The organism is Streptococcus troglodytae (genome assembly GCF_002355215.1).
GTDB classification, from domain to species: domain Bacteria; phylum Bacillota; class Bacilli; order Lactobacillales; family Streptococcaceae; genus Streptococcus; species Streptococcus troglodytae.
Genome location: NZ_AP014612.1, coordinates 93,311 through 113,889, shown reverse-complemented (window position 1 = coordinate 113,889; position 20,579 = coordinate 93,311). Strand labels below are relative to the sequence as shown.

Annotated in this window: 12 protein-coding genes, 1 tRNA gene and 9 pseudogenes; 3 read left to right on the top strand and 19 right to left on the bottom strand. The window is 35.6% G+C overall.

The window, feature by feature from the left end:
* Positions 1-388 precede the first annotated feature (388 nt).
* Positions 389-1,651: pseudogene (locus SRT_RS00620) on the top strand (ISL3 family transposase).
* Between the two features lie 58 nt (positions 1,652-1,709).
* Here SRT_RS00620 and SRT_RS00615 read toward each other — a convergent pair.
* The 4 genes and pseudogenes from SRT_RS00615 to rpoE form a co-directional block, all read right to left on the bottom strand.
* Positions 1,710-2,590: pseudogene (locus tag SRT_RS00615) on the bottom strand (class II fructose-bisphosphate aldolase).
* Between the two features lie 156 nt (positions 2,591-2,746).
* Positions 2,747-2,832: transfer RNA gene (locus tag SRT_RS00610), tRNA-Leu, on the bottom strand.
* 970 nt (positions 2,833-3,802) lie between these two features.
* Positions 3,803-5,413 carry a CTP synthase gene (gene pyrG / locus SRT_RS00605; RefSeq protein ID WP_128832691.1) on the bottom strand — a complete coding sequence of 537 codons (1,611 nt, stop codon included), beginning with the start codon at positions 5,411-5,413 and terminating at the stop codon, positions 3,803-3,805.
* 135 nt (positions 5,414-5,548) lie between these two features.
* Entirely contained in the window at positions 5,549-6,133 is a 585-nt protein-coding gene (gene rpoE, locus SRT_RS00600; protein ID WP_128832690.1) for a DNA-directed RNA polymerase subunit delta, read from the bottom strand.
* Positions 6,134-6,529: 396 nt separating this feature from the next.
* Here rpoE and SRT_RS00595 point away from each other — a divergent pair.
* Positions 6,530-7,364: pseudogene (locus tag SRT_RS00595) on the top strand (IS982 family transposase).
* Between the two features lie 33 nt (positions 7,365-7,397).
* Here the strand turns inward: SRT_RS00595 and SRT_RS00590 are convergent.
* The 10 genes and pseudogenes from SRT_RS00590 to tig form a co-directional block, all read right to left on the bottom strand.
* Positions 7,398-7,901 (bottom strand): thioredoxin family protein, encoded by a 504-nt coding sequence (locus SRT_RS00590; protein WP_223213962.1) that lies wholly within the window; start codon positions 7,899-7,901, stop codon positions 7,398-7,400.
* Positions 7,898-8,296, bottom strand: coding sequence for a thioredoxin domain-containing protein (locus tag SRT_RS00585; protein ID WP_128832689.1), 399 nt, complete (start codon positions 8,294-8,296; stop codon positions 7,898-7,900). The genes SRT_RS00590 and SRT_RS00585 overlap by 4 nt, the downstream gene beginning before the upstream one ends.
* Positions 8,297-8,331: 35 nt before the next feature.
* Complete coding sequence (locus tag SRT_RS00580; protein ID WP_128832688.1) at positions 8,332-8,934, bottom strand: hypothetical protein; 603 nt, start codon at positions 8,932-8,934, stop codon at positions 8,332-8,334.
* Between the two features lie 10 nt (positions 8,935-8,944).
* Positions 8,945-9,391, bottom strand: coding sequence for a hypothetical protein (locus SRT_RS11005; RefSeq protein WP_230401484.1), 447 nt, complete (start codon positions 9,389-9,391; stop codon positions 8,945-8,947).
* 18 nt (positions 9,392-9,409) lie between these two features.
* A pseudogene (locus SRT_RS11000) lies at positions 9,410-9,785 on the bottom strand (ATP-binding cassette domain-containing protein); the annotation flags it as partial.
* Positions 9,786-9,797: 12 nt separating this feature from the next.
* Positions 9,798-10,193, bottom strand: coding sequence for a hypothetical protein (locus tag SRT_RS00565; RefSeq protein WP_128832685.1), 396 nt, complete (start codon positions 10,191-10,193; stop codon positions 9,798-9,800).
* 13 nt (positions 10,194-10,206) lie between these two features.
* Entirely contained in the window at positions 10,207-11,193 is a 987-nt protein-coding gene (locus tag SRT_RS00560) for an ATP-binding cassette domain-containing protein (protein WP_161940000.1), read from the bottom strand.
* 139 nt (positions 11,194-11,332) lie between these two features.
* Positions 11,333-12,193 carry a cysteine peptidase family C39 domain-containing protein gene (locus SRT_RS00555; protein ID WP_128832683.1) on the bottom strand — a complete coding sequence of 287 codons (861 nt, stop codon included), beginning with the start codon at positions 12,191-12,193 and terminating at the stop codon, positions 11,333-11,335.
* A gap of 663 nt (positions 12,194-12,856) precedes the next feature.
* Positions 12,857-13,589 (bottom strand): annotated as a pseudogene (locus tag SRT_RS00550) (transposase family protein).
* Between the two features lie 154 nt (positions 13,590-13,743).
* A pseudogene (tig, locus tag SRT_RS00545) lies at positions 13,744-15,026 on the bottom strand (trigger factor).
* Positions 15,027-15,336: 310 nt separating this feature from the next.
* On the opposite strand from tig, the gene SRT_RS00540 reads away from it, so the two are divergent.
* Positions 15,337-16,194, top strand: coding sequence for a mechanosensitive ion channel family protein (locus SRT_RS00540; RefSeq protein ID WP_128832682.1), 858 nt, complete (start codon positions 15,337-15,339; stop codon positions 16,192-16,194).
* Positions 16,195-16,364: 170 nt separating this feature from the next.
* Here SRT_RS00540 and SRT_RS00535 read toward each other — a convergent pair whose 3' ends face one another.
* The 5 genes and pseudogenes from SRT_RS00535 to dnaJ form a co-directional block, all read right to left on the bottom strand.
* Positions 16,365-16,928 carry a TIGR01440 family protein gene (locus SRT_RS00535; RefSeq protein WP_128832681.1) on the bottom strand — a complete coding sequence of 188 codons (564 nt, stop codon included), beginning with the start codon at positions 16,926-16,928 and terminating at the stop codon, positions 16,365-16,367.
* A 45-nt stretch (positions 16,929-16,973) separates the two neighbouring features.
* Positions 16,974-17,437, bottom strand: a pseudogene (locus SRT_RS00530) (ECF transporter S component).
* Entirely contained in the window at positions 17,427-18,191 is a 765-nt protein-coding gene (locus SRT_RS00525) for a bifunctional hydroxymethylpyrimidine kinase/phosphomethylpyrimidine kinase (RefSeq protein WP_128832680.1), read from the bottom strand. The pseudogene SRT_RS00530 and the gene SRT_RS00525 overlap by 11 nt, the downstream one beginning before the upstream one ends.
* Positions 18,181-18,929, bottom strand: a pseudogene (gene truA / locus SRT_RS00520) (tRNA pseudouridine(38-40) synthase TruA). The gene SRT_RS00525 and the pseudogene truA overlap by 11 nt, the downstream one beginning before the upstream one ends.
* Before the next feature lie 302 nt (positions 18,930-19,231).
* Positions 19,232-20,378, bottom strand: a pseudogene (gene dnaJ / locus SRT_RS00515) (molecular chaperone DnaJ).
* Positions 20,379-20,579 lie beyond the last annotated feature (201 nt).

The following is a 20,579-nucleotide window of genomic DNA, read 5'->3' as shown; positions in this document are numbered from 1 at the left end:
CAAGCAACAAAAGAATTAATTAAAACAACCAAAGGCTTGAATAATATCCAAAAAATGAGAGTGAGAATATAGAAACCTATCATTAGACTGATGGTAAAAGCAGTCATAGGGAAAAAACTTAACCAAGTAAGTAGAGAGCGCATTCCTTCCCTTTTGAAACTTCAAACAAAACATGAAAAATAATGTCAACATCGCTTCTACCATATGTGTCTCACATCAATTTTCTGCTTGGAAATCTTATTTTATCTCATTATAACAAAAAATCGGCTCTATAATATCTGTAGTGGGTAACTCCACTTTGGAAATTATAGGGTCTTTTTGATGGCATACAAAAAGTCCCATATGACTTATAATGAAAAGCGACCAAACCATCATTAGAAAGGCTCATATGGAACATCTTAAAAATACCACAGATTTAATCGGATTGAAAGATAAAAATATTACGATTCTCTTCGTCTTGCAGTACCATTCCCGTATCGAGATTAAGGCTAAGTTGGATTACCCAGCTCCTCTTTATACCCACTGTCAAGGAGCTATGATTAAGTACGACTTCCAAAAGGAGTAAAATTTCCTATCCTCGATGCCCAAGGAGTGCCTACTGTCCTAAAACTTAAAAAGCGCCGCTTTCAGTGTAAAACTTGTCGTAGAGTGTCCGTTTCTGAGACGCCTCTCGTTCAAAAAAACTGTCAGATTCCAAAGTTGGTGTGGGATAAGATGACTCAGCTGCACACAGATCAGTTGACCAATACTGATATCGCCAAACAACTACACATTTCTGTTTCGGCTGTCCAAAGAAAGCTAGAACAATTCACCTTCGCTGAAGAGTTTTCAAAACTCCCCAAAGTCCTATCCTGGGATGAGTTCTCACGAAACAAGGGAAAACTAGCCTTCATCGCTCAGGATTTTGAGACAAGACAGATTGTCACTATCCTTGAAAATAACCGACAAACAACCATCAAGAACCATTTCTATAAGTACACCAGAAAGGTTCGGGAACAGGTCAAATTTGTGACCGTGGACATGTCTGGATGCTATATCCCCTATCATCAAGCAATTATTTCCTCAGGCACAAATCATCCTCGATAGATTTCACATCATTCAACACCTAAGCCGGGCTATGATGACGACTAGAATTGCCATCATGAAGAGTTTTGACAAGCAATCCCTCCCCTATCGGGCCATGAAAAACCACTGGCGGATTCTTCAGAAAGACAGTCGAAAACTGTCTGATAAATCCTTTTATTCAAGAACCTTTAGACAAACGCTCACGCCTCGTGAAGTGGTTCAAAAAACGCTAGAATTATCGGATGAGCTCCGCTATTACTACGACCTTTATCAGCTCTTACTATTCCATTTTCAAGAAAAGCGAGCGACTGAATTCTTTGAACTCATTGATGACAACACGTCAATGGTAAACCCTACTTTCAAAACGGTCTTCAAAACCTTTATGAAGTACAAGATTTATATCATGAATGCCTTGCACTATCCCTATTCCAACGCCAAACTTGAGGCTGCCAATAAACTCATCAAAGACATCAAACGACAAGCCTTTGGCTTTCGTAACTTCAAAAACTTTAAGACTAAAATCCTCATCGCTTTGAACATCAAAAAAGAGAGAACAAACATTGTTCTCTCTAGGTGTTCGTTATAAGTCACCCACTACAGTTGACAATGAGCCGAGATTTTCTTGATTGATATGTCCAGCAAAATTAAGCTTTACCTTCTGAACCAAAGACATCAATACGTTCTTCAACCGCTTCTGTAATAGCTTCAAAACCTGGTTTCAAGAATTTACGTGGGTCAAAGAGTTTTTCTTGTCGTATTCTGCTTCATTTGCTTCGTATTCAGCAGCAAATTTACGTGTAGCATTAGCAAATGCGATTTGACATTCAGTATTAACATTAACTTTGGCAACACCAAGTTTAATTGCTGCGCGGATTTGGTCATCAGGAATACCTGAACCACCGTGAAGTACAATTGGGAAACCTGGAACAGCCTCTGTCAATTTTTTCAAGTGATCAAGATCAAGCCCTTCCCAATTTGCTGGGTATGGACCGTGAATATTACCAATACCAGCTGCCAAGAAATCAATACCGGTTTCGACCATTGCTTTAGCGTCATCGATTGGTGCCAATTCACCGCGGCCGATGATACCATCTTCTTCACCACCGATAGTACCAACTTCAGCTTCTACTGAAATACCTTTAGCATGTGCTTTTGCAACAACTTCTTTAGCTTTTTCAAGATTTTCTTCAACTGGAAGATGAGAACCATCAAACATAATTGAAGTATAGCCAACTTCGATACATTCAAGAGCATCTTCATAATGACCATGGTCAAGGTGGATAGCAACTGGCACAGTAATTCCCATTGATTCTACAAGAGTTTCAATAAGAACTTTACAAAGTTTATAACCACCCATATATTTGGCAGCACCCATAGAAGTTTGAATGAGAACAGGAGCTTTTTTAGCTTCTGCTGCACGCAAGATAGCCTGAGTCCATTCAAGGTTGTTAGTGTTAAATCCACCGACAGCATAACCATTATCACGAGCTGCTTGGACAAATTTTTCTGCTGAAACGATTGCCATTTTTAAAGGCCTCCTAAATATTTTTTGGGTCAAACCCATTACGTTGTTTATTTTATCACTTTTACAATAAAATTGCCAGCCCTTATCAAAAGTTTCAACCTTTTCTCTAACTAATCTAGGCAACAAAAAAAGCTGACTTGAACAGTCAGCTCACTTTGCGGAGAGAGGGACTTGAACCCTCACGACCAAAAGCGGTCACAAGATCCTTAGTCTTGCGCGTCTGCCAATTCCGCCATCCCCGCGATAGCAACTTTTTAAATTATATCAGCTAACGAAGATAGTGTCAAGAGTTTTTTCGCTTTTTTCATTTGAGTGTCAAATCTTAGCAATGCCAATTGAAACCACCAAAGTAAAATCAGAACTCTTGATACTGAAAAATATCTCTATAAAACATCAACATTTTTCCTTTGAATCCTTTGAAATAATAGTAATCATCTCATCACTCAAAGTGACTTAATACAATCAAGTTTGTTATTACTTCAAGCTATTTAATACAAAGATAGCTGCTAAAAAATAGTTGCATTTCCCGATTATGGTCATGATAACTTTTAATTAAATAACTTCACATGGCAAACAACTTAAAAAAAGCAGAAAAATAACATAATAATGTCTAAATAATAAACATTTCATTGCAATGATAGAATCCTCTTGAATTTTTCTTAAAAAAACTAAACTATATGTGTATTCGTTTTGTTGGCAGCCAATTTCTTTAACTATAACGGGTATAGAAACCATATTTATTTAAAGGAGATTCAGTATGAATAGTTTAGTTTTTGAAGAGTTTGAATCTTTGGATGCTGATTGCCTTGTACAAATCCAAGGTGAGGGTTGGGTTGGTGCAGTCGCTGTAGGCAGTTACAATACGCCACTATAAAGAGATTGAGCTGAATATATGATGTTTATTATTTACTCGTTCATACTATTAAGTTTCGCAGTATTAGTCTTAATTTCTAAATATAGCCGAAGCGGTACTGTCAAGCTTCTCTGTTTTGGAATTTTTATATTGGAATGTATTTTTGTAATAGCTAATATGATTTATTCATTTTTGAATTGAACGATTAGCTGTAATAATGATCCCAAAAAGAAACCCCTTCTTAAATCTAGTAAATGAGATTTAAGAAGGGGTTTCTTTATAAGCAAAAGTTTAACCTACATGGAATCTCTTTATTCTTTTTACTGAAAGCCGTGTCAAGGAACTCACTTTTCTATCAATTAATGTGGCTGACTGTTTTCAACCGCTGCCGTAATAAAGGCTGTATAAAGTTCTTCCGGGCGATTCGGACGAGACTGTAATTCTGGATGATATTGGGCTGCAACAAAGAATTTTTTATCTGACAATTCTACCACTTCTACCAAGCGATTATCTGGTGATATTCCTGAAAATACGAAACCAGCCTCTTCAAATTGCTGACGAAAGGCATTATTAAATTCATAACGATGACGGTGACGACGCTGTACGACCTCTTGATTGCTATAAGCCGCTGCCGTTTTGCTGCCTGGTTTCAATTTACATGGATAAAGACCAAGGCGAAGCGTTCCTCCCATATCCTCAATATCAATCTGATCACGCATAATATCAATAACTGGATAGTTGGTATCTGGATCCAATTCCGCAGAATTAGCTCCTTCAAGGTTAAGGACATGGCGGGCATATTCAACACAAGTTAATTGCATACCAAGACAGATTCCTAGCATAGGCACATCGTTTTCACGCGCATAACGAATAGCCTCTATTTTCCCTTCTGTTCCACGATGGCCAAATCCACCCGGAACAATAATACCATCAGCATCCCCCAGCAAATCAGCAACCGTTTCAGGAGTGACTTCATTAGCATTAATCCAATTGAGATCAATGGCCGTATCATTGACATAGCCCGAATGCTTAAGAGCTTCAACAACTGATAAATAAGCATCTGGCAACTCTACATATTTCCCAACTAGAGCAATTTTAGTCTTTTTCTTAAGATTCATAACCTTATCAACCATTGCTGACCATTCGGTCATATCGGCAACAGGCACATCAAGTTTTAAGTGATCGCAAACAATCTGATCCATATTTTGTGCTTGAAGATTTAATGGAATTTGATAAAGATGATCCACATCAAGTGATTCAATAACAGCTTCTGGAGCCACATCACAGAATTGAGCCAATTTATTTTTAATACCTTGTCCAGCTGGCTGCTCTGTCCGAATAACAAGCATATTAGGTTGAATTCCCAAGCCACGCAGCTCCTTAACAGAGTGCTGGGTTGGTTTTGTTTTCATTTCGCCTGCAGCTTTGAGATAAGGAAGCAAAGTCGTATGAATATACATGACATTATCAGCGCCCACATCAGCTTTCATTTGACGAAGGGCTTCAAGGAAAGGCAAACTTTCAATATCGCCAACCGTACCACCAACTTCAGTGATAGTAACATCTGAGTCTGTTGTTGTAGCTGCACGTTTAATTTTTTCTTTTAGAGCATCTGTAATATGGGGAATAACTTGAACAGTTGCTCCAAGATATTCACCCTTACGTTCTTTACGCAGAACTTCGCTATATATCTTTCCTGTTGTAACATTTGAATATTTATTCAGATTAATATCAATGAAACGTTCGTAATGTCCAAGGTCAAGGTCGGTTTCAGCACCATCATCAGTCACATAAACTTCACCATGCTGATAAGGACTCATTGTTCCAGGATCAATATTAATATAAGGATCAAATTTTTGAATGGTTACTTTAAGCCCACGATTTTTCAAGAGACGTCCAAGGCTTGCAGCAACAATTCCTTTACCGATTGACGAAACGACACCACCTGTTACAAAAATATATTTTGTCATTAACTGCTCCTTTGTTTTATATTGTGAGGAAAATGAAAAATGCTCCCTACAAGTAGAGAGCTTATTCTGACCTCAAAAGAGGTGCCCAATAAATAATATAAACTATCTTATGAATTTTGTCAATGAAGAAATCCTTTATTCTCCTTCTTCCTCTTCCTCATCATCAGAATAATCGTCATCTTCTTCATCTAAATCAACATTTTCGTCTAAATCTTCATCTGGAATGATTTCATTGATTTCAGAATCATAGGATTCAACCTCGGACTTTTCATCATCTGGATCTTCTTCATCATATTCTGCATCCTCTTCAGTGGTATCAAAACTTTCATCTTCAGGATCGTCATCACTGTAATCAATAGCATCCTCATCACCATCCATAAAGGCATTAACACGTTTCCTCTTATGTTTTGGTGCACCGTCTTCATCTTCCTCAAGTGTCACAATCTCTTCATCAATTTCATCAATACCATACCAAGAGCGCAGCCCCCATTTATTCTCACCAAGCGGGATAAAGCTGCCATCTGTGTTTAAGTCTGAATAGAAAAACGGTAAAGCTTCACGAATGTCTGCATCTGACTTTTCTAAATAAACTTGAATAGCATTAACAAGATCACTAAAATACATTTCTTTATCTCGACCACGTTCTTCTAAAATGGCACGGGCAACTTCAATCATTGACAATTCATTTTTTTCTTGTCCAGCAAATACTTTTAATTCCAAAGTAATTCTCCTTATTATAATCAGCCAAAACCAAAGGCTTACACAACCGACTATCTATAAATATCGTTCCTTATTATTTTACGCTAAAAAGCGCCGTTCGTCAAAGGTTAATTCTTCTTTCAAAACTGGTAAAAAGGAAGTGCCTTTATCTAAAATTCTAAGATAGTAAATCTCATCAAATCAACTATCGCAGGTTACGCATAATCCCCATCAGCCTTCTTTTATAACAACAATGCAAAAGGCCGTTCGAAATTAAAGACTAGGTACGAGTATCTTATAAATAAAATATTTTTTATCAATACAGGTTTTTAAACTCAAAACAAGATATGAACGCTACTTTTTATTATATTATTATCCATGGTGCTAGTTAATCTTTTAGTTCACAAAAAAGTTCATTTGGATGATGCTGTAAGTGTTCATACGAAACGGCATCACTTACAATATGGTATAGAACAATTAAAGGCAATGTACTCCTATTATTATCAACTCTATGCCCCTAAAGAACTGACGCACCGTCGAAATGTCAATTATTGTAAAATTAGCGACAGCTCCGTTCTTATCCTTTTATCGCTTCAAGCTGAACACGGCATCAAATTTCAACGTCGATTCTATCAGCTATGCCAGATATTTCTTGTAAAAACTGGCTTAAAGCGAACCCGATTTTACTGAAGGGCTCGCTACCTCATTACCTTGTTGAAGCTCATTCATCAAGGCATGACCGAGCAATTCCATCAGGATGATATCATCATCATGGATAGCTTTCCGATACCCGTTTGTTTGCCAGCTCGCAACTATAAGGTTCGTATTTTAAGGATCAAGCAACTGTGGCCTGCAATCCTTCAAAAAAGATGTGGTTTTACGGCTTTAAAGACCGTATTCTGGCGACCCCTGTCAGGGTTTATTTGAACTATGTTGTGACACCAGCCTCTGTTTACGACCGTCAGATGGCCGAAGAACTGCTTGAGAACACGACCTTTCCTGTTGTCCAAGCTGACTGGGGTTCCCTTAATACTAGACTATAATCTTTTGAACTCCCTTGAGGCGCAATATGGCAAAGACTAAACAGAATAATCAGTGGTGGCTCAAAGCTGAAAGGTTAATCATTGAAATGCGATTCTCAGTTTTCTGCTCTGAATTTGATATGGAAAGACCATTAGTAAGAAACTTAAAAGGTCTGAAACTTTGGTTAGATCAGACTATCTTTGCTTATAACCCAAGATTTTTTAACTAGCACCACGGGTTATGTTAATACTTAGAAGGTTGTTTATTTGTCTGATTCTTCCGCTAAATTGTTTTCCATCATCCATTTTTTTATATCATCAGGAGTGAATCCATGCATTTCCTCAAAGTCTAATTTAGAAATCACCTTCTTATTTTCATAAATAACCAATGAGGGTGTCCCTTTGATATCATATGTCTGCTTAAATCGTTCCCATTTTGACTTATTTTTATATAATTCATCTACGTTAACATAAATCATTTTAGAGGAAAGATCATACTGCTTTATATACTTCACGAAAATTTTATCAAAATTATTACAGTCCTCACAAGTGGGTCTTCCTATGTATACCACTAATTTCTGACCAGTATTATATTTTGCCTCAAAATTTGCTAATTGCATACTATCCAAATACTTATATATTTCTAAATTCTTATCTTCTGAATTACGAAATTTTTCTGTAGGGTTCTTACTTAAGATTAGATTGAGATTTATCCCCAGACTGACTAATAAAAGAATTGGTAAAATAAACTTGATAATCTTTTTCATTTTTTACCCCCCATATTCTTGATAAATTTCTTAAAATGTTTGAGCGAATGATAACCTTCAATTTTTACCAGATTACCATTTTGGTTCTTTATAATAGTTGTCGGAGTTTTATATACTTTTAGGTTGGCCGCTTTTTGTACTATTTCAGAATTTGTAGTTTCCCAATGGTAAATTTTTACTCCCGTTTCATCTTGATAAGTTTTTAAAACCTTATTAAACTCTTGGCAAGTGGTATTTCCATAATATAATAGTTCACCCTCTTGTAGAGATTTAATATTATTATCTTTCAGTATTGAAAATTGTGGTTGAGGAGACGAGTTCATTAAGCTAATTCCCAAGAATAAAATTGCTCCAAACGATAGTAGCAACAAAATAGGAAATATTTTTTCCCTCATTTAGAATTCCTTTCTATTGAATTGGTAAACAGATACTAGATAAAAAAGAAAATATAGAGAAAAGGAATTAATAAATTATATATGGTACCTATGCTTTGAAAGGTACTAGGAGATAAATAATAAGCTAACTGAATATTAAAAAGGCCAGTTTTGCTAAAAATATAATTTACTAAATCCGGTAAAATCCATAAACTAATTATAGATAATAATAACCCTATCCCAGCCTTTCCAATATTAATAATAATGATAGTGTTTACCATTAAGTATAAAAGTGAAAAAATCAAATAAACAAGAAATTGATCAGCGATATCCCCTGACATTAAAGACATAGAAAACATGCAAACCAGAAGTAACAAGCCAACATACTTTAATAAAATATAATTGATAAATTTAAAACGATTAGGCACATATTCTAAATAATACCTAATGATCCCTTTTTCTAAAATTTCTCCAAAAGACAAAACAAAAGAGCAGCTGACAAAAAACAAATTAACCATCATAAATATTTTACTTGCTGATGGAAGTGCTTTTTTCTTATAAAAAAGATAAGAAAAAAGAAGTAAATCTAAAACAATAAAGATTAAAATTAATTTGTTTCTCTTTAACCTCAGCCATTCTGACTTTAGATAATGAATCATAGTACCCCTTTCATTCTTCGACTAAGACATCCAAAAGATTATTGGTAGAGTCATAAAATTCTATCAACATAAACTGATTCTTCACCAAATACTCAATGGCACTCGTAACTTTACTCCTCTCAATAGGAATTTTAATAGTTACAATATTACCTTCTATGGAAAAAGAATCTACTTGGAAATAATCTTGGCAAAATTTAAGAGCATTAGGCTGGTCTATAAAACGAAGCGTATAAATTCTATTGTTGTCTTGCAAATTTATACTACTCTTTAGTAACCCATTAGTTAAGTGCCAAACTGTATCACAAATTTGTCCAAGTTCTTCTAGAATGTGAGAGGAAATAATAATTAATTTTCCTTCCCCCTTTAAATCCAAAATTATATCTCTCAACTGAAGTTTAGTAATATAATCTAAACCATTAAACGGTTCATCTAGCAAAAAGATATCACCACCTGACAATATCATCCTAGCAATAGCTAGCTTTTGCTTCATTCCTAATGATAACTCTGATACTTTTTATTTTTGCATCGGTTAAGCCCACCTTTTCTAAAATATTATCTATAGTTTTTTCGCTAACCGTCCCAGACAGGGTAGTAAACAACTTTAAATTTGTATAGACTGTTATATTATTGTAGAAAGTCGGGTTTTCAATAGAGTAAGAGATTTTCCCATCGTAATGCACTAGACCGTTATAATCTTGAATTAGACCAGAAATGCATTTTAACAGTGTAGATTTTCCTGATCCATTAACACCAACAAGTCCAATAATTTTACCTTGTCTAGCTGATACTGAAATAGATTTCAAGACCTGTTGTTTAGAATAGGTTTTTTCCAAGTTTTTTATTTCCAACATAAGTGAATCCTCTTATCTTCGGACAAACGAAATCCTAAAATTTCGTTTTCCTTCGACTATTACCTTTGAACCCTTTTTTACAATAATTTTTGGACTATCTTCGTATAAAATTCCATATCGTGCATTCTCAGGTAGTCCTTTTTTCTTTGCTTTTTTATAAGAACGATCGGATATATGGTATTTTTTACCACCAATAGTAACAGAGCCACTTCCCTCCAAAGCATACACAGCATACTTCCCATCTTTTAGCTTTATATCATCACCAACTGTATATGTTCCAAGAGGCAAAGATTTATAATTACCGTCAGCAGTCCCAATTTTGACACTTCCACTCTGAGTCAATTTAAAAGCAGCTATTCCACTAATAGCAATTAAAACAAATGAAATAATAATAATTTTCTTCTTCATATCAGTACCTCAATTAATTTAGCTCAATAATTTGATTAGCCAACCTATCAAATTGATTATCGTGTGCAACAATGATTACCATAGCTTTGTCTTTCAGCGATTTGACTAAATGATAAAATTTATCTTTGGAATCTGTATCCAAATTAGTAGTCGGTTCGTCAAAAATATAAATATTGGCTTTCTTATTCAGACACCTTGTTAACAAAACCTTTTGCCCTTCTCCAAGCGATAAATTTTCCCCATTGTAAAAAATTACTTTATCTAAGGGAAGATTGAAATAATTTTCAATTTTATTTTTAAAATCATCATTATAAATGTTATAACGGATATTTCTCTCAATCGAAGTATAATTTAAATATTCATCACTAGAGTAGTAAGAGACCTGTTTCAATAAATTAAATTGATTAACATTGTAAACTTTTCCTTTATCCAAATATTTAATTTCTCCTGCACTAGGTCTCTCAATCCCCATCAATAGATGTAACAAAGTAGTTTTTCCAGAACCATTTTGCCCTTTAATAATAGATAGTTGATTATTTTCAAACAGGGCACTGAAATTTTTAATAATATCATTGTCGCTATCATCATAGATAAAAGAAACATTATTTAAAGCGACTGTTTCAATTAAAGGAGCAGATTCTGATGAACTTCCATTTACAATTTCATCTTGATATCCTCCAGTTTTGTTTAAAGAATATTTTTCAATATCTAATAACTTGTGAATAGAAGGTCTTGCCAAATTAAACATAATATAGACAAGGACAAAGCAAATCAAGCTAGTAGTAACAGATAATTTCACAGAAAAGTATACTGAAAATAAGATATATGTAAATATAATAATCAACTCAAGATAGATAAGCATATCATAAATTCCCAAAACTTTTGTTGACTCTGCTTTCTGATTCTTATCTGCAGTATCAATTTTCTTCAATAGATTCAAGCTGTAACTATCAACTTCACTTCTATTTGAGAAAACAAGTCTATCAATCTTATTATGCATGAATTCTTCAATAAAGTTTGATAGTTCACCTATTTTGGAAAGATAATCTCGATTAACATTCCTTCTTTGATTCCTAGTAAACATAAATACTGTTAAATATATTAAGAAAATGCCTAATGTAAAAAAGAAATTAAAGGATTTAAAACAAAATTAAACAGAATAAAATACCCATATAAAACAAATCATACTTTATTGTTAGTATTTTCACATTGTTATTTGCAGCATAAAAATTATTCCAAAATTTAATTAAATCATTATAAATGTTATGCTGGCGATCAATCTTTTTATTATTAATACCTCCCATAAAGTTATTAACTTGAATTAATCTATTATTGAAAGTAATCTTTTGACCCAAATCATCTAACCTAAGTTTATCAATGAAAAAAATAATTATTAATAATAGATAAATTATCGTAGCTAAAAATATTTGCGGTAAGGCCATATTTCTAGATTGATAAACAACTAAATATTGTATAGAAAATATAATAAATAAAGGGATAAGCCAAAGAAGACTACTTAATAAGAAGAGATTTGCTTTATCCCTAAATCCCAATGTCCCCTCCTTATTATTTTCTTGGCTAATAACCCTAGGAACATTTTCTTCAACAATGTAAGCATAACCTTTGAAAGTATTTTCTATGTCTTCAGCAGATTGATATAGAAGCTTACTTTCGTCAGGATTAGAAACTATTAATTTATTTCCATGCCGACCATAAACCAAAATATAGTGATTGATACCATCCCTTTTTGTCACTAAAATAGTAGGGGTTTCAAAATTTAAATAACTAAAATCATCAACTTGATAATTACTACCAAATATACCAAAATGAGCTAATAACTCTTCAATATCTAAAAGGGATAATCCCTGATTGATATTAAAATTTTGGATTTGACCAGAAAATGATGTGGAATTATACTTACCATACGTCAATAAAACTGACTTGACAACGGCTAAACCACAATCTGAGGAAAGATCTTGCATCGTATGGTGATATTTCATCCCAGTCCCTTTCATTTTATTTTAAAAAGGTGGATAGCTTATGCCTATCCACCTAAAATTTAGTTTAGCATTAGTTAGTTAGCCCCAACAAACAAAGCCCCAACCAACACATACCCAACCAGCTTTTACAATACGAGATTGTTTCTTACTAAGTTTTTTCATGATGTCAGTCCTCCTTTTTAGATTTCAGATTATTATTAAAGAACTAACTAGTATTTTCTTTATGATAATCTGATCGCAAACATCTAACTAAATTGTTTACACTTTTACTATACCACTCTTAATAACAATTTTTAAAAATTTGCAAATCTGATTTTTTTTTATTTATTTTCATATTTGCAATTATACTATTTTACACAAATTTCCTAGTAGATTAAGGATGAAGGATGTTGAGGCTCCCAATGTTAAAAAGAATTATTTATCTCGCCATTTGCTTATCATTTTTGTTTTTGTTACTGTTGTAGTTAGCTATATGGTAAGATACTTTACTTTCTTATTTTAAATTCTTCCAAAAGAAAGGCGTTGACTACTTTAGTAGTTCGGTACCTTTTATCATCGTTAGGTTATCTTTTTATAATCTGTTCCAAATTCGTTCTTAGAAACATGATCAAAGTTGGATTATCAAGTTGCTCAATTAAATCAATATAAGGTTTACCCCTCGTGCTAGTTTAGAAATCTTAGATTATAAGCCCAAACAACTTGTTCTACCCACAGTTCAATTCCCTTCAAACTTCTTGCCAATGTTTTTTCGATACCAAAGGCAGAACAAAGAACGAAAAATCTGATTTCAATTGTCCGTCGTTGAACTAGCAGTTTCCAATGATTGTGCTTTTTATCCCCTTCCATATTCTGTCGTAATGGTGTCCAAAAGCAATGCCTTTTACGAGCCTTCAAAGGCACGCTTAGGTAACCAAGATCCATTAGAATATAAGGAAATGGGCTGTTTTCTATCAATGCTTCTGCCACATGACTAGTATGTGCACTTTAAATCCATAAAACTACATTTTCTTAGAAGGTTTATAGGAAATATCAGCTTGCTCCTTTAATGCCTTTGCTTCCCCATTTCCAGCTGGTAGACAAAGTGGAAGTGGAAAACTATCTATAATAGCCGTATCATCATGGAAAAACTGCTTACTCATCCATTGGTGAATTAATTTTAGCAGAGGAACGAGATAGCGGAGCTCTACGATAAAAGCGAGTTTTTCTAGAACTGTATCACCAATAAACAATCGACACATCCGATAGAATTTTCGTTGAGATGTGATACCTAGTTCTGCTTGAAGAACTAGAAAAACTGTTGGAGCATATTCCTAATAATATCGAGAACAAATTGTTTCAATTGTTTCATGCTGTATTGCAAGTGATGAGTTTTAGAGTGATAATTAAAGTCGTTCATTTGGACTATGCTGTCGGTTTGGTCACTGACAGCATAGTCCAAATGAACTTTTTTGTGAACTAAAAGATTAACTAGCACCACGGGTATCAGATCATAAAAAATCACATTTTTTGCACTCAAAAAGCCAGATGTTTCTTCCATCTAGCTTTTATTTTTATTTCACTTTAACAGAATCAGTAATAACGTCAACCGCTTTTTTCATTGCAATGTCATGTTTGAGCATATCTGGTGAAAGAAGGGAACGCACTTGCTCAGCTTCCATCTTGTATTCTGTTGCAAGATCAGAAATTTCTTTTTCAATTTCTTCATCTGTCGCTTCAAAGCCTTCTGCTTTCGCAACTGCTTCAATAACAAGGTTTGTTTTACGCGTTTGTCAGCATCCGCTTCATATTGCTTGTGAAGATCCTCTTCAGTTGTACCTGTCAATTGGAAGTACATCTCTGGTGAAATCCCTTGACGCTGCATATTCCCCATGAATTCTTGCATCGCACGTTGGACCTCATCATGAATCATCTCTTCTGGCAATTCAACGATTTCAGCATTAGCAACCGCTAGGTCAATAACTGCTGTTTCAACCGCATCATTGTATGCAGTCTCTTTAGTAGCTTCCAGTTCCTTACGATACTTAGCTTTTAGTTCATCCAATGTTTCAACTTCTTCATCAATATCTTTAGCCAATTCATCATCAAGTTCTGGAACTTCCTTGGCCTTAACTTCATGAATAGTCGTCACGAATGTTGCATCTTTTCCTGCAAGGTCAGCAGATTGGTAATCTTCTGGGAAAGTGACATTAACCTTAACTGTTTCACCAGCCTTTTTGCCAACCAGTTGTTCTTCAAAACCTGGGATAAACTGACCAGAACCAAGTTCAAGCGAGAAATTATCGCCTTTACCACCATCAAATTCAACACCATCAACTGAACCAACAAAGTCAATCACGACAGTATCACCTTCAACGGCTGCTTCTTCTTTAAGAACCAGTTCAGCTAAATTATTGCGTTCACGTTCAATTTTTTCATCAACTTCTGCATCAGTAACCTCTTTTGATTCTTCTACTGATACTTCAAGATTTTTGTAATTTCCAAGCTTTACTTCTGGTTTTGTTACAACTTCTGCTGTAATTTCCCAATCCTTACCTTTTTCCATTGATTTAACATCAACTTTTGGCTGAGTGACAACATCAAGTTCTAATTCAGCAACGGCTTCTTCATAAGCTGCTGGTAAAATACTGTTTAAAGCCTCTTCATAAAGAGCTTCTTCTCCAAATTTTTGATTAAAGACTGTACGTGGCATATGACCTTTACGGAAACCTGGTGCTGTTAAATCCTTTTTCACTTTATTAAAGGCCTGATCAAGAGCTGGTTTGATTTTATCTTGACTGATCGTAAATGTAACAACACCACGATTGGTAGCTTTGTTTTCAAATGATGTAGACATGAAGTCATTTCTCCTTAAAATTTATTTGCCTTTCCAGTGTATCATATTTATTGCTAATTTGGAAGTTTTTTTCTTTTTGAAAAACTTCCAAACTCTCTGAAAATAGCAATTAAAGTTAGTTTCTTTCAAAAAAGAAGAAGTTTTTATGAAACCCTTTTCATTTTTCCCATCTCAAGCAGAATTGAGAGTCAAATTAATTCTTGTAGGGGTGCGGATTGAACTGCACCCCAATCATTAGATTCTTCGTCCAACTTTTGGGATCAGTACAGATTCATTTCCCTATTTTTTCATTTTTTGATAAACTAAATTTATGAAATTGATTACTTCTTATTTTGGCCATTTTAACTTAGAAAACCTCTTATTTGAATTTGCGTCAAAACTATTGTCCATTCTGCTTCTGCTCATTGTTTTTATTATTGCTAAAAGAGTTATTAGTTATCTTTTTGAAAAAACAATTGCGAGATCTACTGCTCTAGCTAGATATAGCCAGGGCCGACAAAAAACCTTGATTAAGCTTTTTCATAATATCATGGATTATAGTCTCTATTTTCTGTTGATATATTGGATTTTAGCTATTATTGGTCTGCCTGTTTCAAGTCTTCTAGCTGGTGCAGGTATTGCAGGGGTGGCTATTGGTCTTGGTGCTCAAGGTTTCCTTTCCGATCTGGTAAATGGCTTTTTCATTTTGCTGGAACGCCAGTTTGATGTTGGAGATTCCGTTAAATTAAGAGCAACAACGGGTTCAATCTCTGGAACAGTCTCTAGTGTTGGCATCCGAACCACACAAATTCGTGATTTTGATGGCACTCTGCATTTCGTCCCCAATCGCAATATTACCATCGTCAGTAATTTGTCACGCGGTGATATGCGAGCACAGATAGATATCCCTATCTATGCTAATACTAATCTTAGACAAGTAACTACCATTATCAAACAAGTCAACGAAGACAATATCAGTCAGTTTCCTGAAATCGTTGGTGTTCCTAATATCTTAGGAGCAACGACCTCTCCTGTCACAGGTCAAATCGTTTTTCGAATAGATATTTTTGTTCAAAATAGCAAGCAAAATCATATTTACTATACTTTTTATCGCCTCTATCAAGAAGCATTGCTGGCAAATCATATTTCCCTGCCAACAGCTAATGCCATGCCTATTGCTAAAAAATAAGAAGGCTATTATCATAAATCAACAGTTAAAAAATAAATGTAAGCTAAACACCCACCACTACCGCTGATAATAATTTCCAAAACAGACCATAAACACTAAAAGCCCTCACTAGAAATCATTCTAATGAGGGCTTTGTGTTTATTCTTATTTCCAAATTCAGTTTTACAATTTTAAAATTTACGAATAGGATCTGGCTGATAGCTAGCACGGCTGCCACCGATTAACTTAGGTCGACTGGCAAGAGCCGTCAAATGAGCACCCCCCAGTTCTCTTAGGAGAGGACGCAAAGGAACTTGAACGCGTTTCACGTGCATACCAATAGCAGTATCCCCAATATCAAGACCTGCATCAGCTACAATTTCTTCAACTTCCACAGGATCTTTCATGTATTTAAAAGCTGCTAGTTGACCACTGCCGCCAGCATGAAGATTAGGCAGGACATTTACAATTTCCAAATTTCTTTTATCAGCTAACTCTCGTTCAACCACAAGAGCACGATTGAGGTGCTCACACCCTTGAACCGCTAGGTAAATTCCTCTGTCATTGAGATAAGTAAGAATCGTCTTAACAATAACTTCTCCGATGTCAAGATTAGAATTCTTCCCAATTACACCACCGGCAACCTCACTGCTGGACAGACCTAAAACAAAAATCTGTCCTTTCTTGATGTTGCTTCGTTTAACGAGATCTGCTAGAACAGTTCTTGTTTCTTCGGCTAAGTTTTCTAAATCCATTTTCAACCTCTTTATTTTCGTTTATCATCACTAAATTAGAGATGATCAAGGCTTCACGCGCCTATAGGCAAGGCTAAGCGTATAACCAACAAACATACCAAAAAAATTTTGCAAAATATTGCCCCAAGCACCAGCAATTGAAGCTCCTAATCCATACATAGGAATGGAACAGAGTAAATAAATACTAATCATAGACAGAGAAGCTAAAGCAAGACCTAAAAATTGTTTTTCCCAGTCCAACCAGCAAAGTAACCTTGTGAGCCATGCGCCAAAAAGCTGACAAACATCCAATTAGGGTAACCGGCAATCAAATCAATTAAAAAACCTGATAAGCCACCAACAATCGCGGCTGCTTTGGAGCCTAGATAAAAGGCTGTAAAATAAATACCTGCGTCCAATAACGTTAAAAAACCAGTTGGTGTCGGAATTTTAATAAATAAACCAAAAACAACGCTTAAAGCTGTTAGGATAGCTAAAAGACTGATTTCTTGTAAATTACTATTTTTCATAATGTTGATTGACTCCGTATTGATCTGAATGCTCAATAGCCTGATAGACAAATTCTTTGGATACTTTAACTGCTTCTAAAACGGGCTTTCCTAACACTATTTGACTGGCAATGCTTGATGCAAAAGTACAGCCTGCACCGATATTGTTATTTGCCAGCAGAGGATAATCCAAAATTTCTACCTTTTCACCATCAAAAAAGACATCTATCGCTCGTTTTGAACTCAGCCGCGTTCCTCCTTTAACAACAACATTTTTAGCACCTAAATGATAAAGGCATTTGGCCGCTGCCTTCATATCATCAAGATTTTTTATTGGCATTTGCGTCAATAATTCAGCTTCAGCCAAATTCGGAGTAATAACAGCAGCATAAGGGAAAAATTTTAAGAGCTCATCTCTCAACGCACTAACCTCTACATCATGACTTTCTTTACAAACCAAGACAGGATCCAGTACTACTGGAAGATCGTCATGTACCTTAACAAAATCCAAAGCCTGCTCTGCTATGTCCACATTAGGCAAAAGACCAAGCTTAATACCTGAAAGCGGCACATCTTTGAGGCTACTGAGCTGATGGCCAAAAACAGTGCTGTCTGTTGCAAACACTTCAAAGCCTTTATCAGTCATTGCTGTTAAGCAAGTCACTGCTACAAAACCATGTAAATGATGGCTTGTGAAAGTTGCTAGATCTGCATGAAGCCCACCTCCACTAAAAATATCGTTACCTGAAATAGCTAAAATATACTTAGTCGTCATAAATAATCTCCTTAAGATAAAGTCCATTACCTGCAGCTGTTGGACCAGCTAGACTGCGGTCCCCAGATTCTAAAATCCTGTCAATTTGGTCAATCGGCATGCGGCCATTGCCAATTTTTAATAGGGTTCCAACCATATTTCTGACTTGTTTGTAAAGAAAACCACTTCCTGTAAACGTAAAAATGAGAAATCCAGTCTTGTCGTCTTTTTCAACAGTAGCACGGCTGATTGTTCTAACCTTGTTTTCCACGCTAGTACCAGACGCTGTAAAACCAGTGAAATCATGGGTTCCACGTAATTTTTTAATAGCCGCTTTAACAACTGAAAAATCCACTTTATACGGAAAATGGGTGGCATAATGGCGCATCAAAGGATTCTTAGGTCTCCCCAAATCTACTAAAAATTCATAGGTTTTGCGATGCTTTTGGTAACGCGCATGAAAATCATCTGCTACTTGTTCAACCTGAATAACATCAATATCATCTGGTGTCTGTGTATCAAGGCCAAAACGCAGTTTTTCTAAATCCCTTTGCTGCGGCAAATCAAAATGAATGACTTGACCATAAGCATGCACACCCGCATCTGTTCGGCCAGCCCCATGTACCTTAACAACCTGCCCGCTATTCAAACGTAAAAGAGTCTTTTCAATTTCCTCTTGCACTGTTCTCATCTGCGGCTGCCTTTGGAAACCCGAAAATTAGTGCCATCATAGGAAATAATCGCTTTATACCGTATCATAAGAAAAATTATAGCATGACAATTATTTAAGAACAACACACAATCAGAAAAATTGTATGGGGACAGAGTTGGTTAAATCTTCTTTTTAATCAAAGCATTAATTGAGCTTAACTTGTTTACATACTTAACATAGCAACTGCTGTGGATATCACTGCCAATTATCATACTATCTGCCGCTAACTTACACCTGTGACTGCCTATTCTGTCCTACCTAGGATTCGCCGATTTTTTATGAGAAACAAAAAAGCAATCGTAATGACTATGCCCAAGCCAACTGCGATTGCTCTTATATTTAACGCATTCTACATCTCATCAAAAGCGTCCTTGACTTTATTAAAGAAACCTTTTTCTTAGGATGAACAGGATTTATACCACTAGCCTTAGCAAAATCTTGCAGGGCCTCTTTTTGGGCATCATTAAGTTTTGTTGGAGTAACAACATTAACAGTAACGTGCTGATCTCCCTGTCCATTTCCACGCAAACGCGGAGCTCCTTTACCTTTGAGACGGAATGTCTTACCTGTCTGGGTACCTGCTGGAATAGCGAGTTCAACATTACCATGAACTGTTGGTACTTCAACAGTATCACCAAGTGCAGCCTGAACAAAATTAATGTCCATACTATAGTAAATGGTTGAACCATCACGTTCGAATTTATCACTCTTGAGGACATTGATAATGACAAAGAGGTCACCATAAGGGCCGCCATTAAAACCAGCTTCCCCTTGTCCTGCCAACCGAATTTGCTGGCCTGTTTCAACACCAGCAGGAATCTTGACAGAAACTTTATGGCTTTGCTTTTCATGACCCGTTCCATGACAAGTTGGACAAGGCTCTTTAATTTCTTGGCCCGTTCCATGACAAACATCACAGGTTACTTGACGACGCATCATACCAAGTGGCGTTTGGGTGTCCATATTGATAACACCTGAACCATGACATTTGCTACAAGTAACAGGACTAGTCCCTGGTTTAGCTCCAGAGCCATTACAGGTATGACAGCTTGCTTCACGATTATAGTGCACTTCTTTTTCTGTTCCAAAAACAGCTTCTTCTAATTGTAAATTAACACGATATTGAAGATCATCACCCTGACGGGGTGCATTAGGATTCCTAGAGGTTCCGCCACCAAAGAAACTTGAAAAGATATCTTCAAAACCACCAAAGCCCGAACTATCAAAACCACCAAAGCCCGAACTATCAAAACCACTACTATCACCAAAGCCGCCATTAGCTCCAGCTGGACCGTACTGATCATAAGCAGCACGTTTTTGTTCATCGCCTAGTGTATCATAAGCCTCTTGAATTTCCTTATATTTTTCCTCAGCACCCGGTTCTTTATTAATATCTGGATGATATTTTTTAGACATCCTGCGATAGGCTTTTTTATTTCGTCTTGTGAAGCGTCCCTTGAGATACCAAGACGATCATAATATTCTTGATTATTCATATAAGATATTAAGCCGTTAAGCGACTCAAAGAAAATAAGAAGTCCGACGAAGATACTAGAGTATCTAGGAGGTTTTCTCTTTTTTACAGAGTCGTAGGCGTATTCAGTTTCATTCAAAATGAGTAGAATGCACCAGCCTAACGCCCGTGTTCAGTTACGAACACTTTTCCTTTCCGCTATTTTATTTCTAGGAATTGAAGG